This window comes from Aquicella siphonis, from assembly GCF_902459485.1.
In the GTDB taxonomy this organism is placed as follows: Bacteria; Pseudomonadota; Gammaproteobacteria; order DSM-16500; family DSM-16500; genus Aquicella; species Aquicella siphonis.
Genome location: NZ_LR699119.1, coordinates 2,003,562 through 2,026,460 on the forward strand (window position 1 = coordinate 2,003,562; position 22,899 = coordinate 2,026,460).

Below are 22,899 nucleotides of genomic sequence, written 5' to 3' on the forward strand. Positions count from 1 at the left end.
AATTTTCGCATTAATGAGGTAAATTGTCCAAAGAAGAGAGCAGACAGAAGGGGCCGCCATCTCCCATCCTGCCTGTTTATTTATTATCAGAGAAGTGATTAACCTTCCGCAACCACGCTCACTTTCACAGTTGCGGTCACATCACTGCCCAGATCGACAGCAATATCATATTCACCCACCAGGCGTATCGCTCCTTCAGGCAAATACACTTCCCGCTTTTCAACCTTGACACCGGCTTTCATGATCGCATCAGCAATGTCACGCGTGCCTATAGAGCCGAACAGCTTGCCTTCCTCTCCCGCCTTGACAGTGATAACGATAGTCGGCAGGGCCGCCAGACTCTGTTGCCTGGCTGTAGCGTCTTTCATACGTTCAGCTGCCAGCTTTTCAAGTTCAGCGCGGCGCAGTTCGAATTTTGCAAGATTATCTTTGGTTGCATAAACAGCCTTGCCTTGCGGAATCAGAAAGTTTCGCGCATAGCCTGATTTCACTTTTACTTTTTCACCCAGCGCACCCAAGTTGCGCATTTTTTCAAGTAAGATAACTTCCACCTTCTTACCCCCTCCGCTAATGTTTCTTAATGATTAATTCTCAAACCTTTCGAATCCGCTTCCGCATGTTAAACCAGACATCAAACAAACCCAACACCACGAAAGCAAAAATACTTGCTGATAAAATCATGACTGCGATCACGACCGGCAATATCAGGTTCAGGGCCGAAAACAATGGCAGCATGGCAATCATTGTCAGCGAATACATGAGTGCGATATACAACAGGGACAGCCAGAAACGGCCCTTGGACGGCTCCATCAGCCCGAAAATATAGTGCACCAGACTCAGTCCCGCCGCGCTAAACAGCAGGCAAAGGACAGGCAGTATATCTAAAACAACGCTATTTTCCAAATAATAGAGCACCAGAGCAAGCATGAACAAACCGCCCGCCAAGCGGCTCAAGTGTATTCCTTGCAGTTCCCTGCCCAAACGGCCGGTATGAGAAACCGTGATTTGCCACCAGCGCGCCACCATCACCTGAATCACCGCCGTGAATAATACAAACACAGCGAGAATGCCCGTTGCGAAGTTCTTGATTATATTGATAGTGTCAACTTGTGACTCGCCTATCGCCGGTAAGGTCTCACCCTGGGCCGCACCCGCCAGCGCAGCGGACTGGTTGTAAAATGATTGCAGCTGGGCTGCCCACCAGTCGCCGATACCCGGATATGCCAGATGTATGACGCTAATCGCCAATACTCCTGTCAAAGCCGCGACCTGAAGAATGAAACTCCATGAGCAGTGACGCCGCAACATTACAGCAAATACCCAGGTCAATACATTACCCAGCACGGTCAGCGTGACCGTAGCCCAGACCACCATGGGGATAGCCTCCCGAGTTCCTGATGCAAAAACCAGAACATAGGGAAGTGTCGCCGCCAGGGTGAACATGGCGCCTTCCACAACGCCCACACACAAGGTTACCAGACAGGCAATCAGGATACTGGCCATGCCTATCACCGGAATATAGGTGATAATAAAAGTCAGTATGATTGCCTGCCAGCGGTGGCGAAGCAAATATTCAGTAAGACGTTGCAGCCGCATGTGATGAAATTAATGTCTGTCGCAATAAGGCAACAAGGCAATAAAACGAGCCAGTTTCACCGCCTTTGCAAGCTGGCGCTGATATCCCGCTTTCGTCCCCGTAATACGACTGGGCACGATTTTGCCGTTTTCCATAATGAATTTTCTTAATAAATTGACATCTTTATAATCTATATGCTTGATTTTATTGGCAGTAAAATAGCACATCTTTTTACGACGAAAATAGGTAGACATGATTTAATGCTCCAGTCAATGAGTTATTTGCCGCGCGCTTCTTCAGTTTCTTCAGCTTCTTCCTTTTTGTCGCGGGAAGATGCCCCGGCAGCCTCGTGTCTGCTGCGCTCAGACGCATCCGAACCTGACATGTCCATTTCACTGCGTCCGTCTTTTTCCTTGGAAACAGGAGAGGGTTCGGTCACTGCGCGATTGACGCGTAAAATCATGTTACGGATAACAGCATCGTTATAACGGAAATTATCACCCAGCTCATCTACCGTTGCCTGATCACATTCAATATTCATCAACACATAGTGTGCTTTCATGATCTTGTTAATGGGATAAGCAAGCGGTCTGCGGCCCCAGTCTTCCAGGCGGTGAATTTTGCCCTTATGGCCGGTAATCAGGTTGCTATAGCGTTCGATCATTGCAGGCACTTGTTCGCTCTGATCAGGGTGGACCAGAAATACGACTTCGTAGTGCCGCATGTTGTCTGTATTGCGTTTCATGAAATGCTCCTCTCGGATTATTAAGCTTTTACCACCATTGGCAAAAGCAAGGAGTTAACCTTTTTAAGGGTGCCAATTGTAAGGGAGAGCGGGGCTGTATGCAACTGATACCCTCCTCAAAATGGAGAATGTAAACTGTGTCAGTCCCTTGCCATGACAGATAAGCGTCTGGATTTCCCCGCACCGGGTGCGGGAATGAAAGGCGCGCTAGAGATTCTCAGTGAGCGCAAGCCCTTTGATGACGGCCGGACGCTTGGCGATGCGCCGGTGCCAGGCTTTAAGGTTAGGATAATCATCAAGGTCAATGCGCTGCCGTTCGTGCAGGTTAACCCAGGGAAAAATGGCAATATCAGCAATGGAATAATCCGCGGCAAAAAACGGTTCGTTTTCCAGATGCTCATCCATGACCCGGTACAACCGTTTGGCTTCATTGGTATAACGCTCAACTGCGTAGGGAATTCTTTCCGCGGCGTAATGAAGAAAATGATGTAACTGCCCCAGCATGGGGCCAATACCGCTCATCTGAAACATTAACCACTGTATCGTCAGAATGCGGCAGCGCGGATCCAGAGACAAGAGCTTGCCGGTTTTTTCTGCGAGATAAATTAAAATGGCACCGGACTCAAATAGATTCAGGGCATGATGGCGGGGGCCGTCGTGGTCTACAATGGCAGGGATTTTATTATTTGGATTGATTTTCAGAAATTCCGGCCTGAATTGCTCTTGCTTGCTGATGTCTACAAAGTGCGTTTTATAGGCCAGCCCGCTTTCTTCCAGCATAATTGCAATTTTCTGCCCGTTTGGGGTCTTCCACGTGTAAAAATCTATCATGCCCGCCTCCCAGAATACGCTTTTGGCAATATAATATTTTTGTCTGAAAAAAACATCCTTTCCTTGACAAAGACCTCCCAAAACTTCGAGAATATGCGCCTCACGAGCTGCCTTGATCACTAACGGAAGCTCGATTCAGGCTATGTAGCTCAGCTGGTTAGAGCGCGGCACTCATAATGCTGAGGTCGGTGGTTCGAGTCCACCCATAGCCAGATGAATTCGCATCAGCCAGCTTGTATGTCACCGCACATAATCCGCTTTGGTTTCAAATCCGCTTCAAGTCAGGTCAGGTAAAAGAAAGGGTCTTTTCCATTTGCGAGAAGGCGCGGTTTCAAACAGGGGTTAAAGAAAAATTTAAAGACCTGCCGCGCCTGAATCGATAGCAGCCCTGGCAACGGCGGCAGACACAACATCTTTCAGGCGCGGATCGACAGGTTTGGGGATTAAATAAGCCGGGCCAAACGAGATGCCGCGCTCAATTCCATAAGCAGCAAGCACTTCATCCGGCACCGGCTCTTTTGCTAAAGCCTGTATCGCGTATACCGCGGCCAGGTACATTTCTTCATTGATGGTTCTCGCGCGCACATCCAGCGCACCGCGAAAGAGATAAGGAAAACACAATACGTTATTCACCTGATTAGGATAATCACTCCGGCCTGTCGCGAGAATGATATCGCTGCGCACATTCATGGCTTCTTCAGGCATGATTTCCGGAACCGGATTGGAAAGGGCAAAAATGACAGGATTTTTTGCCATGGTTTTTACCAATTCCGGCGCAAGTAATTTGGGACCAGAAACGCCGATGAAGACGTTTGCATCATGCATAGCATCTGCCAGCGAACGTTTACTGGTCATATTCGCAAATTCCTGTTTCTGGGCATTGAGACCGGCCCTGCCAGCATGGACGACACCTTCCCTGTCAACAAGATAAATATTTTCTTTCACCGCACCCAACTTCACCAACAGGCGCATCGTGGCAATTCCGGCAGCGCCGGCGCCCAAGCAGACAATATTCATGTCTGATAATTTTTTTCCCTGGAGTTCCAGGGCATTCAACAAGGCTGCTGATACAACAATTGCCGTGCCCTGCTGGTCATCATGAAAGACCGGGATACTCAAGCGTTTTTTGAGTTCCGCTTCAACAAAAAAACATTCCGGAGCCTTAATGTCTTCAAGGTTGATCCCGCCAAACGTCGGCGCGATGCGCACAATGGTGTCTACCAGTTCTTGCGGATTATCACAGTCTATTTCGATATCAAAAACATCTATATCAGCAAAGCGCTTGAACAAGGCAGCCTTGCCTTCCATGACCGGTTTTCCCGCGAGCGCACCCACATTACCCAGGCCTAATACCGCGGTTCCATTGGTGATGACAGCAACCAGGTTGCCTTTATTGGTATAACGGTATGCGGAACGGGGATCGAGAACGATTTCTTTTACAGGTTCGGCAACGCCCGGGGTATAGGCTAGTGACAAATCATATTGCGTCCCGGCAGGCTTGCTGAGCGCGATACGAACTTTTCCGGGAACAGGCTGCGAATGGTAGTCGAGCGCAGCCTGCCGCAATGCATCTGACATGGAATAGGTACTTATTATTAGAGTTTATTATTTTTCGTCAGCTTTTTTGGTATCTTTGCCTTTCAAGCCGTATTTCTGCCGGAAACGATCAACACGGCCAGCGGTATCAACAATTTTTTGCGTACCTGTATAGAAAGGATGGCACATAGAGCACACTTCAAGAAGCAGTTGTTCCTTTCCCATGGTCGATCTGGTGACAAACGTACTGCCACAGCTGCAAACAACTTTAATGTCTTTGTATTCTGGATGGATATTTGGCTTCATTCCGACGAACCCCTATAAATTAGGGGGGCAATAATAACCAACTCTCGCCCCTTAATCAAGATGACACCTGTTTGTATTTCACTCCCTGGAAATGGAATTCCTTATTTTCCAGTATAGTCCGGCGTGGACAAAAAGCAGGCCGCCATGGGAAAGAGGAGAGGCGCATTAATTATATTTATTATTTTTCAATAACTTGATGACGACAAAAAGGTTCTCCGCGGTTATCGGGTGAAAAAAACAGACTCGCCTCCGGCATTAAACGCGGACATACCGGGATTCCATACGTGTGCTTTTCTGCGGATAATAGTTTTCCACATCGCGTATTGTGATCTTCATATTTAGCGTATCCACAAAAGCCAGCAATCTATCCGCGCCGCCGGCCGGGGGATTCCATAGCGAGAAATACGATTTATTCGGCGCGGCGTTCAATTCCGGCAGCATGTGCTTTAATAGATAGAGTATCCGGCTTCTTGTATCCGGCTGGATTGTCTCCAGTTCTTTTCTGAGCTTCTCAAGTTTGCGGGATGCATTGAGCCGCATGCGGCGGTTGGTGGAAAAAGCCGTTTCAATCTGTTTCTGTATCTGGACTATTACACAATGGATAACTGCCTGATTTAGACAGGCTTGCAATGAATGATTTTCCGGGTTGTCTGCCACCGCCTTTTTCAACGTCCGCAGTTCTTCTGCCGAAACTTGCAGCCCTCCCCTTTCCAGCAATAACATTAATATATTCGCATTCCGCTGCTGCACCGCTTCCAGAAATGGCGTGCTGCCACTGTGGTTTTTAACATTGACCGGAGCGAAATAAGCCAGCAATAGTTTCGTCATTGCCGTATCGTTGTTGCGAACAGCCAGATGCAAGGCCGTATCGCCATGGTTTGTCTGCATATTCACACTGGCTTTATGCTTGAGCAAGATAGTTGCCGTACTCAAAAACCTGTGTTCCACCGCCAGGCATAATGGTGTCTTTCCCATGTTATTGACGGCATCCGGATCAGCGCCTGCAAGTAACAAGTCCGTAGTCACGCTGGCGGCACCTTCCCGAGCTGCGACATGAAGCGGAGTATAATGATGTAAACTCGCCTTGTTAACATAAGTGGATAACGGCTCTGGAGGATGACTAAGATAATAGCGCACTGAATTGCGGCATCGCACATCAGCCGCCATGTATAAAGCGCTGGTCTTGTCCTTGTCGTCTCCGTAAGCAAGCCCGGAAGCGCCTATTGCCTTCAGCAATCGATCCTGGGAAAGATAAGATACGGGTGACGCTTGATTTGTTGACAACACATTCACATTCAGGGGTAGATGGCGATGCAGATCAGAATCAAAATGCGCGGCAAATACCGCTTCTATCAGCTCCCTGACTGAATCGCCGGAATAAATGCCCCATCCATGTTCGTTATTGGAATTGTAAAAATAATATGAATTTTCATGTTTGATAATTCCAACGATATGATCCAGACAGGAAATAAAAACCAGGCGGTGGTCTTTTATAATCTCATCAACCAGTGTTGTCACTCTTGCGAGTCCGCCGCTCTCCTTAATGGTAATGCGTCTGGAAAAATCTTCGGGCTTGAACAGGCCGGCTAATGTATATTCCTGGAAAAACACTTTTCCGCGGGTATCATAAATAACATTATGAAGCTGCATTTGCGTCACAGGTTCTAATGTATCAGGGTCCTGAAACTGCCGAATCAGTGCGATCAGACGTTCCGTGTCGCGCCTCAACCGCCTGCCTGCCTGGGTTTTTTTATTCAGACTGGCTTCCGTGCCATCCCAGCTGGCCAGTCGGACCAGCGCGCTGCGCAGCCAGTGCCAATCATCCCGGCAAGTCTGGCGCTTCGCACCCGACACCGCAGGCTCGGTCAACAGCAGATGCAAAGAATACAACGCCAACCCTGTAAAACCCACACAATAACCGCCGGTTGTGAACATTTCATCAACCAGTGACTGGTCGCGGTGTTTGATTTTCAGGTATTGGGCGATTTTATCGAGTATAACGGTTTGTGAAATATCGACATCCGTTGTGAGATTCCAGTTTCTTTGCATACCCATATCCGTCTGCAATTAAGTTTTTTCCATTGACCTCTTTCTCTTCACCGCTTGCACATCCAAACCGCAGAATGTGGTCACTCATATTAAAACGACCTCCGACTATGTGAGTAAGTTTCTTAACCTGCGTCAGCTTAATGAACTTACTTAATTATGTCAGACGAAACTCAGCAACAACTGGCGCATGATCAGACGGGCGCTCCAGCCCGCGCTGGGATTTATCGATGTAACATTTGACACATTGCGATGCCAGCGGGACGCTTGCAAGAATATGGTCAATGCGCAGTCCCATGCCGCGCCGGAATGCATTCATACGATAATCCCACCAGGAATAACTTTTTTCCTGCGGGTTAATCTGCCTGAAACAATCAGCAAACCCCAGCTGCAATAAACTCTTGAAAGCTTTTCTCTCAGGCACGCTAAACAACACTTGCCCTTCCCAAAGAGCAGGATCGTGCACATCTATGTCTTCCGGGGCAATATTAAAATCTCCCAACACGATCATTCTGGGGTGTTTTTGCAGTTCCCGTTTTAAAAACAAGTCCAGTTTTTTAAGCCAGTTCAATTTGTATTGGTATTTTTCAGAATTGACACTTTCACCATTGGGCACATACAAATCCAGGACGCGAATATCGCCAGCAACCATGCCCAAAACCCTGCGCTGCGGATCTTCAAGTCCTGGCAAGTCCGTCAGAATATCCGTTGGCTTTGTCCGGCTGATAACAGCGACGCCATTGTATGTGCGCTGGCCAGAAAATACCGCGTCATAACCCGCATCAATAAATGCCGCAGAAGGAAAATCCGCGTCTGGCAATTTGGTTTCCTGCAGAGCAAGCACGTCAGGCTTTGCCTCTTTTAGCCACGCAAGCACATGTGGAAGACGAACACGTAATGAATTGACATTCCAGGTTGCAATCTTAAATAGTCGCATGGCATTTTCACTTTACATCATCTTTGACGCCATCAGCTGACAGCGCCAAAGACAGGAGTGACAAAGACAAATTACAAACTGTAGTACAAATCAAATTCCACAGGATGGGTAGTCATGTTGACACGCGTGACTTCTTCCCGCTTCACGGAAATGTAAGCATCGATCAATTCTTTGGTAAACACCCCGCCTTCCAGCAAGAAGGCATGGTCTTTCTCCAGGCTGTCCAAGGCTTGCTCGAGAGACGATGCGAGGCTGGGGAATGATTTGACTTTTTTCTCTGGCAAATCATACAGGTTTTCATCAACCGCCTTGCCAGGATTAATCTTGTTTTTAATGCCGTCCAGTCCCGCCATAAGCAAAGCGGTAAAAGCGAGATAAGGGTTAGCCATCGCATCCGGGAAACGCACCTCAATACGTTTTTCCTTATCACTGAAAACGCGCGGAATGCGGATTCCTGCTGAGCGGTTGCCTTCAGAATAGACCATAGTGACGGGAGCTTCGAATCCGGGAACAAGGCGTTTGTAGCTATTGGTGGTCGGATTGGTAAACGCATTTAACGCGCGCGCATGCTTGATAATGCCCCCGATATAATAAAGCGCCATTTCAGACAAACCGGCGTATTCATTACCTGCAAAGAGGTTTTTGCCGTCCTTGCTCAATGACTGATGGCAGTGCAGTCCGCTCCCGTTATCACCGACCAGCGGCTTGGGCATAAATGTCACGGTCTTGTTATGAGCATGAGCAATATTCTGGATGACATATTTGAACACCAGTTGTTCGTCGCATTTATGCAGCAAGGTACTATAGCGGGTAGTGATTTCGTTCTGCCCGCACGTTGCCACTTCATGATGATGCACTTCCGGCACCAGGCCCATTGCCATTAAAGCAGTACACATGGCACTGCGCAAATCATGGGAAGAATCTACAGGCGGAACAGGGAAATAACCGCCTTTGATACGGGGGCGATGACCCATGTTGCCATTTTCCATCTCGGTACCCGTATTCCAGCTTGCTTCTTCCGAATCCACGTCATAAAAACAACCATTCATTCTGATGTCCCAACGCACGTCATCGAATATGAAAAATTCGACTTCCTGACCGAAATTACAGACATCAGCTATGCCGCTTTTAGCCAGATACTGTTCGGCGCGTATTGCAACCCCTCTGGGGTCACGTGCATACGGTGCCTGGGTAATGGGGTCAAACACATCGCAACGAATAATCAGGGTGGGAACTTCCGTGAAAATATCCATAATGGCGGTGGAAGCATCTGGAATCAGCAATAAATCTGACTCATTGATATCCTGCCAGCCGCAAAGGGAAGATCCATCGAATGCCTTGCCATAAGTGAAGAAATTATCATCAATTTTTGCCTGTGGAAGGGTGACATGATGTTCCTTGCCGCGTAAATCCGTAAACCTCAGGTCTACAAATTCTACTTCATGTTCTTTAATCAACTCCCTGACACGGTCTATACCAGTGGCATCAACGCGATGCGCGCTGGCCAGATTAGCCGCTTTGGTTTTAGTCATATTTGCAACGAGTTCATTCATGGCAGGCCCCTTTAATTTTAGTTGCGGTATTCTATCCGAATATCGATGCGGGTTCGAAGCGATTTTTTTTGTTATTTTATAAAGCAAATACTAACATTTTGGGAATAAATTTATTATCATTAATACCCCTCTTAATAAATGGACCTCCGTGGGTTTCGTATGTTAAGCCTGATCCAGTTAGTTACCCACGCCCGTGTCGACATTGCCGGTGCCACGGCAGCAGCCATTTCCAAAGGTATTACGGCCTTGGTTGGCATAGAGAAATCCGATACTGAAATTGAAGCCCGGAAGATGGTTGAACGCATACTTCAATACCGCATTTTTCCTGATAACCAGGGCAGGATGAATCTCAGCCTCCGGGATGTGCAAGGTGATTTGCTGATCGTTCCGCAGCTCACTCTGGTTGCAGAGACAAATAAAGGCACCCGGCCCGGGTTTTCAGCCGGAATGGCGCCTGAGGCTGGAAAAAAGCTATTTGAATATTTGGTCACGCACGCCCGACAGCAATACGCCAGGGTTGAAGCCGGCGTCTTTGGCGCTTATATGCAAGTCAGTCTATGCAATGACGGGCCAGTCACTTTCCTTCTGAAAGCGGAAAGCCGGCACGCCGGATAACTCTTTATAACTCATTGTAATTAATGCAAACAAACAGGTTTTCAGCCAGTTTTGCGTGAAATGACCACGCAGAAAAAGCCACAAAAAAACGTAGACTATGCAAACATGATAGTCTAATAATATTACCAATTGTATTATTCTTACACTCTAGAAAAGGCGTAAAGGGATTGTGATTGCAAAAGAATACCAAGGTAGACGTTGAGCCGGAAATACTAGAAATCAGATCATCAGGAATAAGCGGCAAAGGAAGTTTTGCTGCAAGATACATCAAGCGCGGTGAGTTTATCATTGCTCTCGCCGGTGAAGCCATCGTAACACAGGATGTGGAGCCACATTGTGCCGGGCTCGGAATATCTGGGGATGATCCGCTGCAAATCGGCGACAAAGTATTCCTGATTCTTGACTATAAATCCAAAACTATTAATCACTCCTGCCAGCCTAATGCAGGCATACGCTACAAAAGCGAGTTGTATGCTGTCAGAGATATCCAGGCAGGCGAGGAAATCACTTACGATTATTCCACCACTAGCGGAATTCTGGACAAATGGACCATGAATTGCGGCTGTCATGCTAACGGATGCCGTCAAACTATAGGTAACGTCCTGAGCATTCCATCAGAAACCCTGGACCATTACCTGAATCTGAACGTATTGCCGGATTATATCAAACTGCAATTAAAACTCTCTGGGCGTTTATAAAACTGGGTTTTCACAAACGACAGCATCGATTCTTCCTGACACAAGAAAATACTGAAAAGCCGGCAAAGATCGCTTAATATAGGCGAAAAATAATCATAGAAGATGCCCTCACTTCCTGAATGAGCCTGTTTTCAGCCAATTATCAGAGGTTTAGAGATGTTTAGCGGAAAAAAAAATGAAAAAATCGAGCTGAAAGAATTGACCAGAGAAGGCACGTATAAGTCAGTTGAAAGTGAAGCCCAGAGCGGCATTACATTCTGGGGTGAGCATCCCGATGATAATCAGGGACTTTTATCACTGTTTTTCAGATCCTCCACACCTGCAATTTTTGATGGACAAAGGGCAGAAATAAATAGTCAAGGAGAAGGACCACAAGATAATACATCGAAACAGCAAGCATTACCCGCACCGCCGCGATACAGCAAATAGAGATTCCTATCCCTATCCCGTCATCAAAAGCATTTAAATCCATCATTGTCTAAATAACCAGTTTTGACGCTTTAGCATTTGTCAAATCAGAAAAACAAAAAGCCCCTGCAAGGATTAATTGCAGGGGCTTTAGGAAAAAGAGCCTGGCGATGACCGACTTTGGCATGGATAAACCCACACTATCATAGGCGCTAAATGGTTTCACTTCTGAGTTCGAGATGGGATCAGGTGGTACCCACTTGCTCTGGTCGCCAGGCAGTAACTGGTTGAAACGGCACAGGTTGAACTGCCGTCCTGAAGCTTTGTGCGGCGTAAGGTTCCTCTGCTTCCAGGGGATTTCCCGCACCGCGTGCTCAGGATAATTGCGAAGTACACTTTCATCAAACGACTTGGGTGTTATATGGTCAAGTCGCACGGTCAATTAGTACTGGTTAGCTAAATACATTACTGTACGTTCACACCCAGCCTATCAACGTTGTGGTCTCCAACGGACCTACAGGAGCTTACGCTCGTGAGATCTCATCTTGGGGCGAGCTTCCCGCTTAGATGCTTTCAGCGGTTATCTCTTCCGTACATAGCTACCCGGCAATGCCACTGGCGTGACAACCGGAACACCAGAGGTACGTTCACTCCGGTCCTCTCGTACTAGGAGCAACTCCCCTCAAATCTCAAACGCCCACGGCAGATAGGGACCGAACTGTCTCACGACGTTCTAAACCCAGCTCGCGTACCACTTTAAATGGCGAACAGCCATACCCTTGGGACCGGCTTCAGCCCCAGGATGTGATGAGCCGACATCGAGGTGCCAAACACCGCCGTCGATATGAACTCTTGGGCGGTATCAGCCTGTTATCCCCGGCGTACCTTTTATCCGTTGAGCGATGGCCCTTCCATACAGAACCACCGGATCACTAGAACCTACTTTCGTACCTGCTCGACCCGTCAGTCTCGCAGTCAAGCCCACTTTTGCTCTTATACGCACTGCGCGATGTCCGACCGCGCTGAGTGGACCTTCGTACTCCTCCGTTACTCTTTGGGAGGAGACCGCCCCAGTCAAACTACCCACCATGCACTGTCCCCATCCCGGATTACGAGATTAGGTTAGAGCCCCAAGCATTTCAGGGTGGTATTTCAAGGTCGGCTCCACCTGAGCTAGCGCCCAGGTTTCAAAGCCTCCCACCTATCCTACACAGAAACGCTCAAAGTCCAGTGCAAAGCTATAGTAAAGGTGCACGGGGTCTTTCCGTCTTGCCGCGGGTACACTGCATCTTCACAGCAAATTCAACTTCACTGAGTCTCGGGTGGAGACAGTGTGGCTATCGTTACGCCTTTCGTGCAGGTCGGAACTTACCCGACAAGGAATTTCGCTACCTTAGGACCGTTATAGTTACGGCCGCCGTTTACCGGGGCTTCGATCAAGAGCTTCGCTTGCGCTAACCCCATCACTTAACCTTCCGGCACCGGGCAGGCGTCACACCCTATACTTCCTCTTTCGAGTTTGCAGAGTGCTGTGTTTTTAATAAACAGTCGCAGCCACCGATTCTTTGCAACCTCTCTCAGCTTAAGCCGCAGGGCTCTCACCTAACAGAGGCACACCTTCTCCCGAAGTTACGGTGTCAATTTGCCTAGTTCCTTCACCCGAGTTCTCTCAAGCGCCTTAGTATTCTCAACTTGTCCACCTGTGTCGGTTTGCGGTACGGTTCAATGACTTTCAACACTTAGAGGATTTTCCTGGAAGCTTAGCATCAACTACTTCCCCCGCAACGTGTGCGGGGTCGTCATCACACCTCAGAATAGGAATGAGCGGATTTGCCTACTCATTCTTCCTACATGCTTAAACTGGGACAACCAACACCCAGCTAGCCTAGCTTTCTCCGTCCCCCCTTCGCTCCAGTCACCAAGTGCAGGAATATTAACCTGCTTCCCATCAGCTACGCTTCTCAGCCTCACCTTAGGGGCCGACTCACCCTGCGTCGATTACCGTCGCGCAGGAAACCTTGGACTTTCGGCGTGCGAGTTTTTCTCTCGCATTATCGTTACTCATGTCAGCATTCGCACTTCTGATATCTCCAGCATCCCTCTCAGGACACCTTCACAGACTTACAGAACGCTCCTCTACCACCCGTACTAATGTACGGATCCGTAGCTTCGGTGGATAGTTTTAGCCCCGTTACATCTTCCGCGCAAGCCGACTCGACCAGTGAGCTATTACGCTTTCTTTAAAAGATGGCTGCTTCTAAGCCAACTTCCTGGCTGTCTCGGCCTTCTCACATCGTTTACCACTTAACTATCTCTTGGGGACCTTAGCTGACGGTCTGGGCTTTTTCCCTCTTCACGACGGACCTTATCACCCGCCGTGTGTCTCCTGTGATATGGCTTTGCGGTATTCGGAGTTTGCATCGGTTTGGTAGGACTATCACGTCCCCCTAGCCGGCACAGTGCTCTACCCCCGCAAAGAACCTCACAAGGCACTACCTAAATAGCTTTCGAGGAGAACCAGCTATCTCCGGGCTTGTTTAGCCTTTCACTCCTAGCCACAACTCATCTCCTACTTTTTCAACAGTAGTGAGTTCGGGCCTCCAGAACGTGTTACCGTCCCTTCACCCTGGTCATGGCTAGATCGCCCGGCTTCGGGTCTAATAATGCCGACTTAACGCCCATTTCGGACTCGGTTTCCCTTCGCCTCCCCTATTCGGTTAAGCTCGCCAACACTATTAACTCGCTGACCCATTATACAAAAGGTACGCAGTCACCAGATTACTCCGGCTTCCACTGCTTGTACGCACACGGTTTCAGGTTCTATTTCACTCCCCTCTCCGGGGTTCTTTTCGCCTTTCCCTCACGGTACTTGTTCACTATCGGTCAGTAAGGAGTATTTAGCCTTGGAGGATGGTCCCCCCATCTTCAAACAGGATTTCACGTGTCCCGTCCTACTTTTCGAACGCTTGCACATCCACTACTTTTCACATACGGGGCTATCACCCTCTACGGCTGGCCTTTCCAAACCATTCTGCTAAGTAGTCAATGCTTTCCACGTTCAGGCTGCTTCCCGTTCGCTCGCCACTACTAGGGAAATCTCGGTTGATTTCTTTTCCTATAGGTACTTAGATGTTTCAGTTCCCTACGTTCGCTTCTCTGGACCTATGTATTCAGTCCAGGATGACAGGATCTCTCCTGTCGGGTTTCCCCATTCAGATATCCTCGGATCAAAGCTTGTTGCCAGCTCCCCGGGGCTTTTCGCAGGCTGCCACGTCTTTCTTCGCCTCTTACTGCCAAGGCATTCACCCTGTGCGCTTAATTTCTTGACCATATAACCCCAAATCGTCTCCGCTCCATATCACGCTCGCGCGCAATATCCAGCAGCAACCACCAGGATCATATGCATTTTACTAAAGTTAACTTGAGTAAATACACCCAGTGTACTTCGCTTTATTTCAACCAAATTGTTAAAGAACTTTCTGTCCCGTCTAGAGATCAGAAGATAACTCTCTTAAACACCGAATCCTATCTTCTGTTCTCTTCTTTCCTGGAGCCAGTCGGGATCGAACCGACGACCCCCTGCTTGCAAAGCAGATGCTCTCCCAGCTGAGCTATGGCCCCGATGTTCCTATCGCTTCGCTCGGGCAAAGCCCTCGCTTGCGACTTAAGGGTAGAACTGCGTTTCTCCCCTTAAGAAACCCCATTGCTTTACCACTATCAATGCGGCTCTAACTCAAATCATCCAGCGCAACTTCAAACCCTTACCTCTTTAGCCTTGATCCAGCCAAAGAGCTAAACGCTTTGTGCTCCTTCACCTATCGCTTCGCTCGGGCAAAGCCCTCGCTTGCGACTTAAGGGTAGAACTGCGTTTCTCCCCTTAAGAAACCCCATTGCTTTACCACTATCAATGCGGCTCTAACTCAAAAACAGCCCGCCCTCACACTCTCGTTGGTGGGCCTGGGTGGACTTGAACCACCGACCCCACGCTTATCAAGCGTGTGCTCTAACCAACTGAGCTACAGGCCCCGCAGGGTCTCTTCTCAATCTCTTCTCTTACACAAGCCTCAAGAGTGATTTATGTGCGCGCCTTCCCAAGTGTGCGATCTATCTTTACTTCAGCCTCGCGGCTGATCGGCACTTCCCGCCACCGGCGGTCAGTACCTTCAATATAGTAAGGAGGTGATCCAGCCACAGGTTCCCCTACGGCTACCTTGTTACGACTTCGTCCCAGTCATGAATCATACCGTGGTAAGCGTCTCCCTTTCGGTTCAACTACCCACTTCTGGTACCATCCACTCCCATGACGTGACGGGCGGTGTGTACAAGGCCCGGGAACGTATTCACCGCGACGTTGCTGATTCGCGATTACTAGCGATTCCAACTTCATGGAGTCGAGTTGCAGACTCCAATCCGGACTACGAGACGCTTTATGAGATTAGCTCCCCCTCGCGGGTTCGCGACCCTCTGTACGCCCCATTGTAGCACGTGTGTAGCCCTACCCATAAAGGCCATGATGACTTGACGTCGTCCCCGCCTTCCTCCGGTTCCTCACCGGCAGTCTCCTTAGAGTCCCCAACTAAATGCTGGCAACTAAGGACAAGGGTTGCGCTCGTTACGGGACTTAACCCAACATCTCACAACACGAGCTGACGACAGCCATGCAGCACCTGTCTCTGCGTTCCTTTCGGCACTCCCAACTCTCATCGGGATTCGCAGGATGTCAAGGGTAGGTAAGGTTCTTCGCGTTGCATCGAATTAAACCACATGCTCCACCGCTTGTGCGGGCCCCCGTCAATTCATTTGAGTTTCAACCTTGCGGCCGTACTTCCCAGGCGGAAGACTTATCGCGTTAGCTTCAATACTGATAGGTTCCCCTACCAACATTTAGTCCTCATCGTTTACAGCGTGGACTACCAGGGTATCTAATCCTGTTCGCTCCCCACGCTTTCGCGCCTCAGCGTCAGTATTATGCCAGGTGGCTGCCTTCGCCATTGACGTTCCTTCCGATCTCTACGCATTTCACCGCTACACCGGAAATTCCGCCACCCTCTCATATACTCCAGTTAGATAGTTTGCGATGCACTTCCCAGGTTAAGCCCGGGGCTTTCACACCACACACATCTTACCGCCTACGCGCCCTTTACGCCCAGTAACTCCGATTAACGCTCGCACCCTCTGTATTACCGCGGCTGCTGGCACAGAGTTTGCCGGTGCTTATTCTGTCGGTACCGTCAACATACCCGGATATTCACCGGGCACACTTCTTCCCAACCTAAAGAGCTTTACGACCCGAGGGCCTTCTTCACTCACGCGGCATCGCTGGATCAGGGTTGCCCCCATTGTCCAATATTCCCCACTGCTGCCTCCCGTAGGAGTCTGGGCCGTGTCTCAGTCCCAGTGTGACTGGTCGTCCTCTCAGACCAGTTACCGATCACCGCCTTGGTGAGCCTTTACCTCACCAACTAGCTAATCGGACGCAGGCCCCTCCTCAAGTGCCACCCTCGCGGGCAGCTTTACTCTCTCGAGATTATGCGGTATTAGCCAAAGTTTCCCTTGGTTATCCCCCGCTTGAGGGCAGGTTCCTACGTATTCCTCACCCGTCCGCCGCTCGTCAGCAGCTAGTATTGCTACTAGCCCTGCTACCGCTCGACTTGCATGTGTTAGGCGTGCCGCCAGCGTTCAATCTGAGCCATGATCAAACTCTCCACTTCTTTAAAACTCGTATGCTCCTATAGACTCTCATCCATAGTCGCAAATTCTCCTTCGCACTGAATTGCTCAGGTAAGCGCGCACATATATCACTCTTTCAACTTGTTAAAGAACTTTTACCGCTTGAGAGGGCGCATTCTACCCGTTCCCGCTCTCTTGTCAACACTGATTTCGCATTTTTTTTCAAAAACTTTTTTTAGTTCGCATCACCTTGCGTAAAAAGGTCCCGGTATAGGATCCCGCATGCTGCGCCACAGCCTCCGGGGTGCCGGAAACAATCAGCCTGCCGCCTTTTTCCCCTCCCTCAGGACCCAGGTCAATCACCCAGTCAGCGGTTTTGATCACATCCAGATTGTGTTCGATGATAACAATGGTATTACCATGGTCTCGCAGTCTGTGCAATACGCGCAGGAGTTGCTCGATATCGTAAAAATGCAAGCCGGTGGTCGGCTCATCTAGCAAGTATAACACACGCCCCGTATCTTTTCTGGATAATTCTTTCGCCAGTTTGATACGCTGCGCTTCCCCGCCGGACAGAGTCGTGGCGCTCTGACCCAGCGAGATATAGGACAGCCCCACATCCAGCAAGGTCTGCAGCTTTCTGGCAACCGCGGGAATAGGGTCAAAAAACGCCCGCGCCTCTTCCACCGTCATTTCCAGAATCTGATGAATATTCTTGCCCTTATAAAGAATTTCCAGTGTCTCGCGGTTATACCGCCGGCCCTGGCAAACATCACAGGTCACATAGACATCGGCGAGGAAATGCATTTCCACTTTAATCAGCCCTTCGCCCTGACAGGCTTCACAACGTCCGCCTTTGACATTAAAGCTAAACCGCCCGGGCTGATAACCGCGGGAACGCGATTCCTGGGTGCCGGCAAAAAGATCCCGGATCGCTGTAAACAACCCGGTATAAGTCGCAGGGTTGGATCGTGGTGTGCGGCCGATAGGACTTTGGTCCACCACCACGACTTTATCCAGATATTCCAGTCCCTCCACACTTTCATGCGCAGCCGGTTCAGGCCCCAGAGCATCATTAAGGGCACGGCTCGCGACCGGAGCCAGTGTATCGTTGATTAAAGTGGACTTACCCGATCCCGACACGCCTGTGATGCACGTCATCAAGCCTATGGGAATATCCACATTGATGGATTTCAGATTATTTCCGGAAGCGCCGCGCAGCTGAATCTGCTTCTCCGGGTTGACTGGGACCCGCGACGCCGGAATTTCAATTTTTCGCTTGCCTGACAAATACTGTCCCGTCAGCGACTTGGCTGTTTTCATGATTTCGGCGGGACACCCCTGCGCGACCACTTCTCCGCCATGCACGCCAGCGCCCGGACCGAGATCCAGCACATAATCCGCACTCATAATGGCGTCTTCATCATGCTCGACAACAATCACGGAGTTTCCTAAATCGCGCAAATGATGCAGCGTTCGCAATAACCTCTCATTATCACGCTGGTGCAGGCCAATGGACGGCTCATCCAAAATATACATCACACCCACCAGTCCCGAACCTATCTGGCTAGCCAGACGAATGCGCTGCGCCTCTCCGCCCGACAGTGTTTCCGCACTGCGATCCAGGCTGATATAATCCAGGCCCACATCCACCAGAAAACTCAACCGGCTGGTCAGCTCCTTCACGATTTTCACCGCGATTTCACCGCGATACCCTGGCAAATGCAGCTTATCGAAAAAAGCCTTGGTTTTATCCACCGCCCATGACGCGATTTCCGGCAGCGACTTGCCCGCGACAAACACATGCCGCGCAGACTGGTTCAAACGCGTACCCCCGCAGCTTTCGCAGACACGCACGGCGATGTATTTACGCAGTTCCTCGCGTACAAACTCGGACTCCGTTTCATGATAGCGGCGGTTAAGATTAGGCAAAACGCCTTCAAAGGGATTGGTCTTTGTGAAAGAATAACCATCTTCATCCTTATACTGAAACCGAACGGGTTCGGTACCGCCATGCAGCAGAATCTTCTGGATTTTTTTTGACAGACGCGCGAACGGCGCCTCCAGATCAAACTTATAATGCTTGGCCAGTGAAGTGAGTATCTGAAAATAATAAAGATTGCGTCGGTCCCAGCCGCGAATCGCACCGTCAGCCAGACTTAAATCGGCATTGACCACCAGCGCGGGATCAAATATTTCCTTGATGCCCAACCCGTCACATTCAGCACAGGCGCCTACCGGACTGTTAAATGAAAACAACCTGGGCGATAATTCCGGCAAACTGTAGCCGCAGTCGGGACAGGAAAATTTCGATGAAAACACGCGCGGCGCTTTACGCGGCTCGTCCATCAAGCCGATACCCGCAACACCGTCACTTAACCGCAGCGCAGTTTCAAATGACTCCGCCAGGCGCAGGCGGATATCCTCTCGTACTTTGACACGGTCAATCACCACTTCAATCGTGTGCTTTTTACGTAAATCCAGTTTTGGCGGCTGGTCCAGCTCCGCCATTTCACCGTCTATGCGCGCCCGCACAAAACCCTGTCCGCGCAATTCCTGCAGTAATTCCACATGTTCACCCTTGCGCTCACGCACGACCGGCGCAAGCACCATGACTTTGGTATCCACAGGCAGCGCGAGCACCATGTCCACCATCTGGCTGATGGTTTGCGCTTCAAGAATATTTCCATGCAAGGGACAGCGCGGCTGTCCAACTTTAGCGAACAACAGGCGCAAATAATCATGGATTTCCGTGATAGTGCCGACGGTGGAGCGCGGGTTATGCGAAGTGGATTTCTGTTCGATGGAAATCGCCGGCGAAAGACCTTCAATATGATCCACATCCGGCTTTTCCATCATAGACAAAAATTGCCGCGCATAGGATGATAGCGATTCCACATACCGCCGCTGGCCTTCTGCGTACAACGTGTCGAACGCCAGCGATGACTTGCCGGAACCCGACAAGCCGGTGATGACTATCAGCTTGTCTCGAGGCAAATCCACATTCAGGTTTTTTAAATTATGGGTTCGTGCACCACGGATACGAATATATTTCATAGTCGGTTTATGCGGCATCCAGAAAAAGGGAAACATTATAATCACATTTCCCCGCCCAGGTCAGCCTTGGCGTATGCCGGATAAAGCCGGCACAACAGCCCGGCTCATAAGTTGTTGATAAAGCGGTTACCCTCTTCCGTTCGGATGGCAAGACCATCTGGCTTAGGCGCAAAACATCCGCCAGAGAAAAAAAGCTATCCGGCCCGAAAAACCTCGAAAACACAGATCACAAAAACCGGGAAACGATATGATCCGTGACGTGGTTTTCCTGATCACTCTGCCCGGAGGCCGAACCAGCCCGGCCACCCGCCCTCTGCGGCGGCGCCGAAAACAGACTGGAGGTTGTCACCGGAAAACATGACTTGACCGCCTGATAAAGATGCGGATATTGCTGCAATGCTTGAGGAAACGCAGGATTCCTGACCGCTTCCGCGCGCAAAGCGGCGGCCGTTGCCTCAGAAACCTGAGGCGCGCGTGGAGAAGTGTATCGAATGGCTTGCTCCAGCGCTTCCGCAACCTGAAGCAGTCTGCCGGACGTAATGCATGGCGCCGTCAACGAACCGAGAGAAATTCTGGGCGTGTGAAAAATGCGGCCCAAGAATGTTTGTTTGCACAGCGACTGCATCATCGCATTCATTTTAAGGTTATCATCTGTGACAAGACTCATGACATGGATCAGGTGATCTTTGGTCTCACCCAGATCGGAAAACGGGATTTCGGCCGCATCCTCAGCAGGCCAGGCTTTCGCCTCTGTCAAAACTGAAAAAATTCTAATGCGCTGATAGGGAGCAATATCAAGCGGCGAGTGAGTCGTAAACAGGCTGCGAAGCGCGATGTGAAGACTGCGATCTGCTTCCGGCGTATTCTCGAGCGCCAGCTTTCTGATATCCTCAACCAGCACCTCGCTGACAGGATTGGTCTGACGCAGACTGAGATTTGGAACTGTCAAGAAACGTAAAAACATGGACTTCCCTCCCTGATGAGCAATTAATAACGGCATCATACCCAGAGCAGGCTTAACAAAATCTTATATGGCTTCCTGTTAACACCCTCGAATAAATCAGCCGGGGCCAGCACGGCCCGCAAACTCTGCGCGTTCGTGCAGGAAGGCTAAAAATCACAAGTGCGTGATAAAACGGTTGCCATCATCTCCCTGTATGGAAGGGAAATCCGGTGTAAGCGGCGCGGGCGGAACAGGGGACCGCGAAAACAAGCGAAAAACCTGCCGGCTTTGCCGGCTTAAACCGGCCGCAGCCATTATCATCCCATGCAAACGTGGAAATTCAGCGTTTATCGATTTTGCGAAATCCGCGTTGATTCGCGCCTCTTCTCGCAGCGCCTGCCTTGTCGTTTCTGATATATCCTCAGGATGGAAACTCACCAGTTTTTTTTCCAGCCACTCCGCGAGCATCCTCAGCCTCCCGGCAGCGATAGAGGGGCTGGACAGACTATGACGTTTAACGTAAAAAATGCTGCCCAGAAAGGTATTGCTGCACAACGCCTGCAGCGCGGCATTCACACCCCATTCCGGATGACTCAGAATCATGTCTTTTAACTGATCTTTTAAAGCCGGAACATCCTGACCCACGGCGGCACACTCCGGCCATCCCGCGCCCGGCGGCAGCTGTGCCAACATCCTGATAAAATCACGCTGGAGATAGAGCGGGAGAGCACAGAGAAGAAATGAACCCAAAAGTGACTGACATGTTTGCCGGCAGGCTTCTTCCTGTCCTGTCACTTGCTGCGCCAAAGCCAGAATGCAGTCCGCTTCTGCCCGCTTCACCGGTCTGGCAGCAATCTGATCGCGAAAATTGATGATTCCACCCAACAGCTGCGTCCGCTCTTCATCTGGCGTCAAATAAAAAAGACGAATACTCACGCATAAACGCAGAAGATCATTCCCGGCAGACTGTTGCAGAAACGTTTTATAATTTCCCCTGGCTTCGTCCGCTCTTCCCTCCTCTTCTGACAACATGCCAAGAAACAAATGCGCGGCATGCCCGGGGCCAGGTAAACACAACGCCTTCTCGAGATCCCGGCGCGACTTAATTCGCTGACCCTGGTATAAATAAGCAAGCGCACGCTGAATATAATAAGCCGGTTCATTTGGATTCAAGCCGATTAGCAGGGTAAAATCTTCCGCCGCCGGAGCCAGCGAGCGCCGGTGCAGTTCCGCGTTGCCACGCAGTGAAAGCAGCCGCGCACGTTGCTGCGCGGAAGCGTTTTGAAGCGCAAGATTACAATCAGCCACTGTCAATTCAGGATATCCAAGCCGCAAGTGAACCATGCTTCTTTCCAGACGGACAGTGCGCAGCTCGGCGTCAGACACACTATTCCTGTCCAGCGCACGCAAGGACAAAATGTCGTCGAAAGCTTGTTGGGCAACCCGATACTCCTCCATGACACGATAAAGAATTGCGCGGTTGATCAATGCCTTGATATTGCCATTATTTATTGCCAGCGCCGCCTGCAAATCAGCAAGGGCCTCCTGAAACCGGCGCTTTTCACGATACAGGGTCGCGCGGTTCACATACGCCACTTCCGCGATCTGACTTTCAGCGCGATTTTTCCGGTTCCGGCATAATTCTATGGCTTTGCAATAATCCGCAAACGCAAGATCCGGCTGCCGCAGGCTTGCGTATATATTTCCTCTGGCCAGGTAGGCTTCACCCTGCTGCGGAGACAGCGTGACGGCACGGTCAAAATCAATGAATGCTTCCAGCGTGCGCTTGCAGGTTCGATAGGAAGAGCCACGCCACAGCAATGCGCGGATGAACAAAGGATCCACCGCCAGCGCCTGCGTGAAACTTTCTATCGCCCCTTCATGATTCCCTTCAAGCTGCTGCGCACAACCTCTTTCAAAATAAAACTCAGCACTGATCGCTTTTTGTTTTCTCAACATGGCAAATCCTTCCTCGTAA

15 protein-coding genes, 3 tRNA genes, 3 rRNA genes and 1 pseudogene are annotated in these 22,899 nt (G+C 49.9%); 4 read left to right on the top strand and 18 right to left on the bottom strand.

All coding sequences use genetic code 11. The features are described 5' to 3' along the window. Window positions 1-98: 98 nt before the first annotated feature. The 5 genes and pseudogenes from rplI to AQULUS_RS09325 form a co-directional block, all read right to left on the bottom strand. Complete coding sequence (gene rplI, locus AQULUS_RS09305; RefSeq protein WP_148339883.1) at window positions 99-551, bottom strand: 50S ribosomal protein L9; 453 nt, start codon at window positions 549-551, stop codon at window positions 99-101. 40 nt (window positions 552-591) lie between these two features. Further along, a complete protein-coding gene (locus AQULUS_RS09310; protein ID WP_148339884.1) occupies window positions 592-1,596 on the bottom strand; it encodes a YybS family protein in 1,005 nt (334 codons plus the stop codon). A 9-nt stretch (window positions 1,597-1,605) separates the two neighbouring features. Further along, on the bottom strand, window positions 1,606-1,830 hold the full coding sequence (gene rpsR, locus AQULUS_RS09315; RefSeq protein ID WP_148339885.1) for a 30S ribosomal protein S18: 225 nt from the start codon (window positions 1,828-1,830) through the stop codon (window positions 1,606-1,608). Window positions 1,831-1,982: 152 nt separating this feature from the next. Then, a pseudogene (gene rpsF / locus AQULUS_RS09320) lies at window positions 1,983-2,300 on the bottom strand (30S ribosomal protein S6); the annotation flags it as partial. A 228-nt stretch (window positions 2,301-2,528) separates the two neighbouring features. Next, complete coding sequence (locus tag AQULUS_RS09325; protein WP_148339886.1) at window positions 2,529-3,152, bottom strand: glutathione S-transferase N-terminal domain-containing protein; 624 nt, start codon at window positions 3,150-3,152, stop codon at window positions 2,529-2,531. 138 nt (window positions 3,153-3,290) lie between these two features. Between AQULUS_RS09325 and AQULUS_RS09330 the strand changes: the two genes are divergently transcribed. Further along, window positions 3,291-3,364: transfer RNA gene (locus AQULUS_RS09330), tRNA-Met, on the top strand. 142 nt (window positions 3,365-3,506) lie between these two features. On the opposite strand, the gene AQULUS_RS09335 is transcribed toward AQULUS_RS09330, so the two are convergent. The 5 genes from AQULUS_RS09335 to glnA all read right to left on the bottom strand — a co-directional run bounded on the left by AQULUS_RS09335 (window position 3,507) and on the right by glnA (window position 9,530). Then, the gene (locus AQULUS_RS09335; RefSeq protein ID WP_148339887.1) at window positions 3,507-4,730 is read right to left on the bottom strand and encodes a malic enzyme-like NAD(P)-binding protein; all 1,224 of its coding nucleotides are present in this window, start codon (window positions 4,728-4,730) and stop codon (window positions 3,507-3,509) included. Between the two features lie 27 nt (window positions 4,731-4,757). Further along, a complete protein-coding gene (gene rpmE, locus AQULUS_RS09340; protein ID WP_148339888.1) occupies window positions 4,758-4,994 on the bottom strand; it encodes a 50S ribosomal protein L31 in 237 nt (78 codons plus the stop codon). Window positions 4,995-5,249: 255 nt separating this feature from the next. Beyond that, entirely contained in the window at window positions 5,250-7,043 is a 1,794-nt protein-coding gene (locus tag AQULUS_RS09345; protein WP_172622810.1) for an ankyrin repeat domain-containing protein, read from the bottom strand. A gap of 154 nt (window positions 7,044-7,197) precedes the next feature. Next, window positions 7,198-7,977: an exodeoxyribonuclease III gene (gene xth, locus AQULUS_RS09350; protein WP_148339890.1), complete on the bottom strand. Its 780-nt coding sequence runs from the start codon at window positions 7,975-7,977 to the stop codon at window positions 7,198-7,200. A 71-nt stretch (window positions 7,978-8,048) separates the two neighbouring features. After that, a complete protein-coding gene (gene glnA / locus AQULUS_RS09355) occupies window positions 8,049-9,530 on the bottom strand; it encodes a type I glutamate--ammonia ligase (protein WP_456298085.1) in 1,482 nt (493 codons plus the stop codon). 159 nt (window positions 9,531-9,689) lie between these two features. On the opposite strand from glnA, the gene dtd reads away from it, so the two are divergent. From dtd to AQULUS_RS09370, 3 genes are all read left to right on the top strand, one after another. Then, on the top strand, window positions 9,690-10,145 hold the full coding sequence (gene dtd, locus AQULUS_RS09360; protein WP_148339891.1) for a D-aminoacyl-tRNA deacylase: 456 nt from the start codon (window positions 9,690-9,692) through the stop codon (window positions 10,143-10,145). 173 nt (window positions 10,146-10,318) lie between these two features. Then, the gene (locus tag AQULUS_RS09365) at window positions 10,319-10,843 is read left to right on the top strand and encodes an SET domain-containing protein (protein ID WP_148339892.1); all 525 of its coding nucleotides are present in this window, start codon (window positions 10,319-10,321) and stop codon (window positions 10,841-10,843) included. A gap of 156 nt (window positions 10,844-10,999) precedes the next feature. After that, window positions 11,000-11,272 (top strand): hypothetical protein, encoded by a 273-nt coding sequence (locus AQULUS_RS09370; RefSeq protein ID WP_148339893.1) that lies wholly within the window; start codon window positions 11,000-11,002, stop codon window positions 11,270-11,272. A gap of 141 nt (window positions 11,273-11,413) precedes the next feature. Here the strand turns inward: AQULUS_RS09370 and rrf are convergent. The 8 genes from rrf to AQULUS_RS09410 form a co-directional block, all read right to left on the bottom strand. Beyond that, window positions 11,414-11,528: ribosomal RNA gene (rrf, locus tag AQULUS_RS09375) — 5S ribosomal RNA — on the bottom strand. 144 nt (window positions 11,529-11,672) lie between these two features. Beyond that, window positions 11,673-14,580, bottom strand: a 23S ribosomal RNA gene (locus AQULUS_RS09380). A 219-nt stretch (window positions 14,581-14,799) separates the two neighbouring features. Next, window positions 14,800-14,872 (bottom strand) — tRNA-Ala (locus tag AQULUS_RS09385). 328 nt (window positions 14,873-15,200) lie between these two features. Further along, window positions 15,201-15,277, bottom strand: a tRNA-Ile gene (locus AQULUS_RS09390). A 146-nt stretch (window positions 15,278-15,423) separates the two neighbouring features. Next, a 16S ribosomal RNA gene (locus tag AQULUS_RS09395) occupies window positions 15,424-16,962 on the bottom strand. Together the 16S, 23S and 5S rRNA genes with 2 tRNA genes alongside form the textbook arrangement of a ribosomal RNA operon. A 181-nt stretch (window positions 16,963-17,143) precedes the next feature. Beyond that, window positions 17,144-19,978 (bottom strand): excinuclease ABC subunit UvrA, encoded by a 2,835-nt coding sequence (gene uvrA / locus AQULUS_RS09400; protein WP_148339894.1) that lies wholly within the window; start codon window positions 19,976-19,978, stop codon window positions 17,144-17,146. Between the two features lie 226 nt (window positions 19,979-20,204). After that, window positions 20,205-20,942: a hypothetical protein gene (locus AQULUS_RS09405; RefSeq protein ID WP_148339895.1), complete on the bottom strand. Its 738-nt coding sequence runs from the start codon at window positions 20,940-20,942 to the stop codon at window positions 20,205-20,207. 153 nt (window positions 20,943-21,095) lie between these two features. Further along, window positions 21,096-22,880, bottom strand: a complete 1,785-nt coding sequence (locus AQULUS_RS09410) for a tetratricopeptide repeat protein (RefSeq protein WP_148339896.1) — start codon at window positions 22,878-22,880, stop codon at window positions 21,096-21,098. Between the last annotated feature and the right edge of the window lie 19 nt (window positions 22,881-22,899).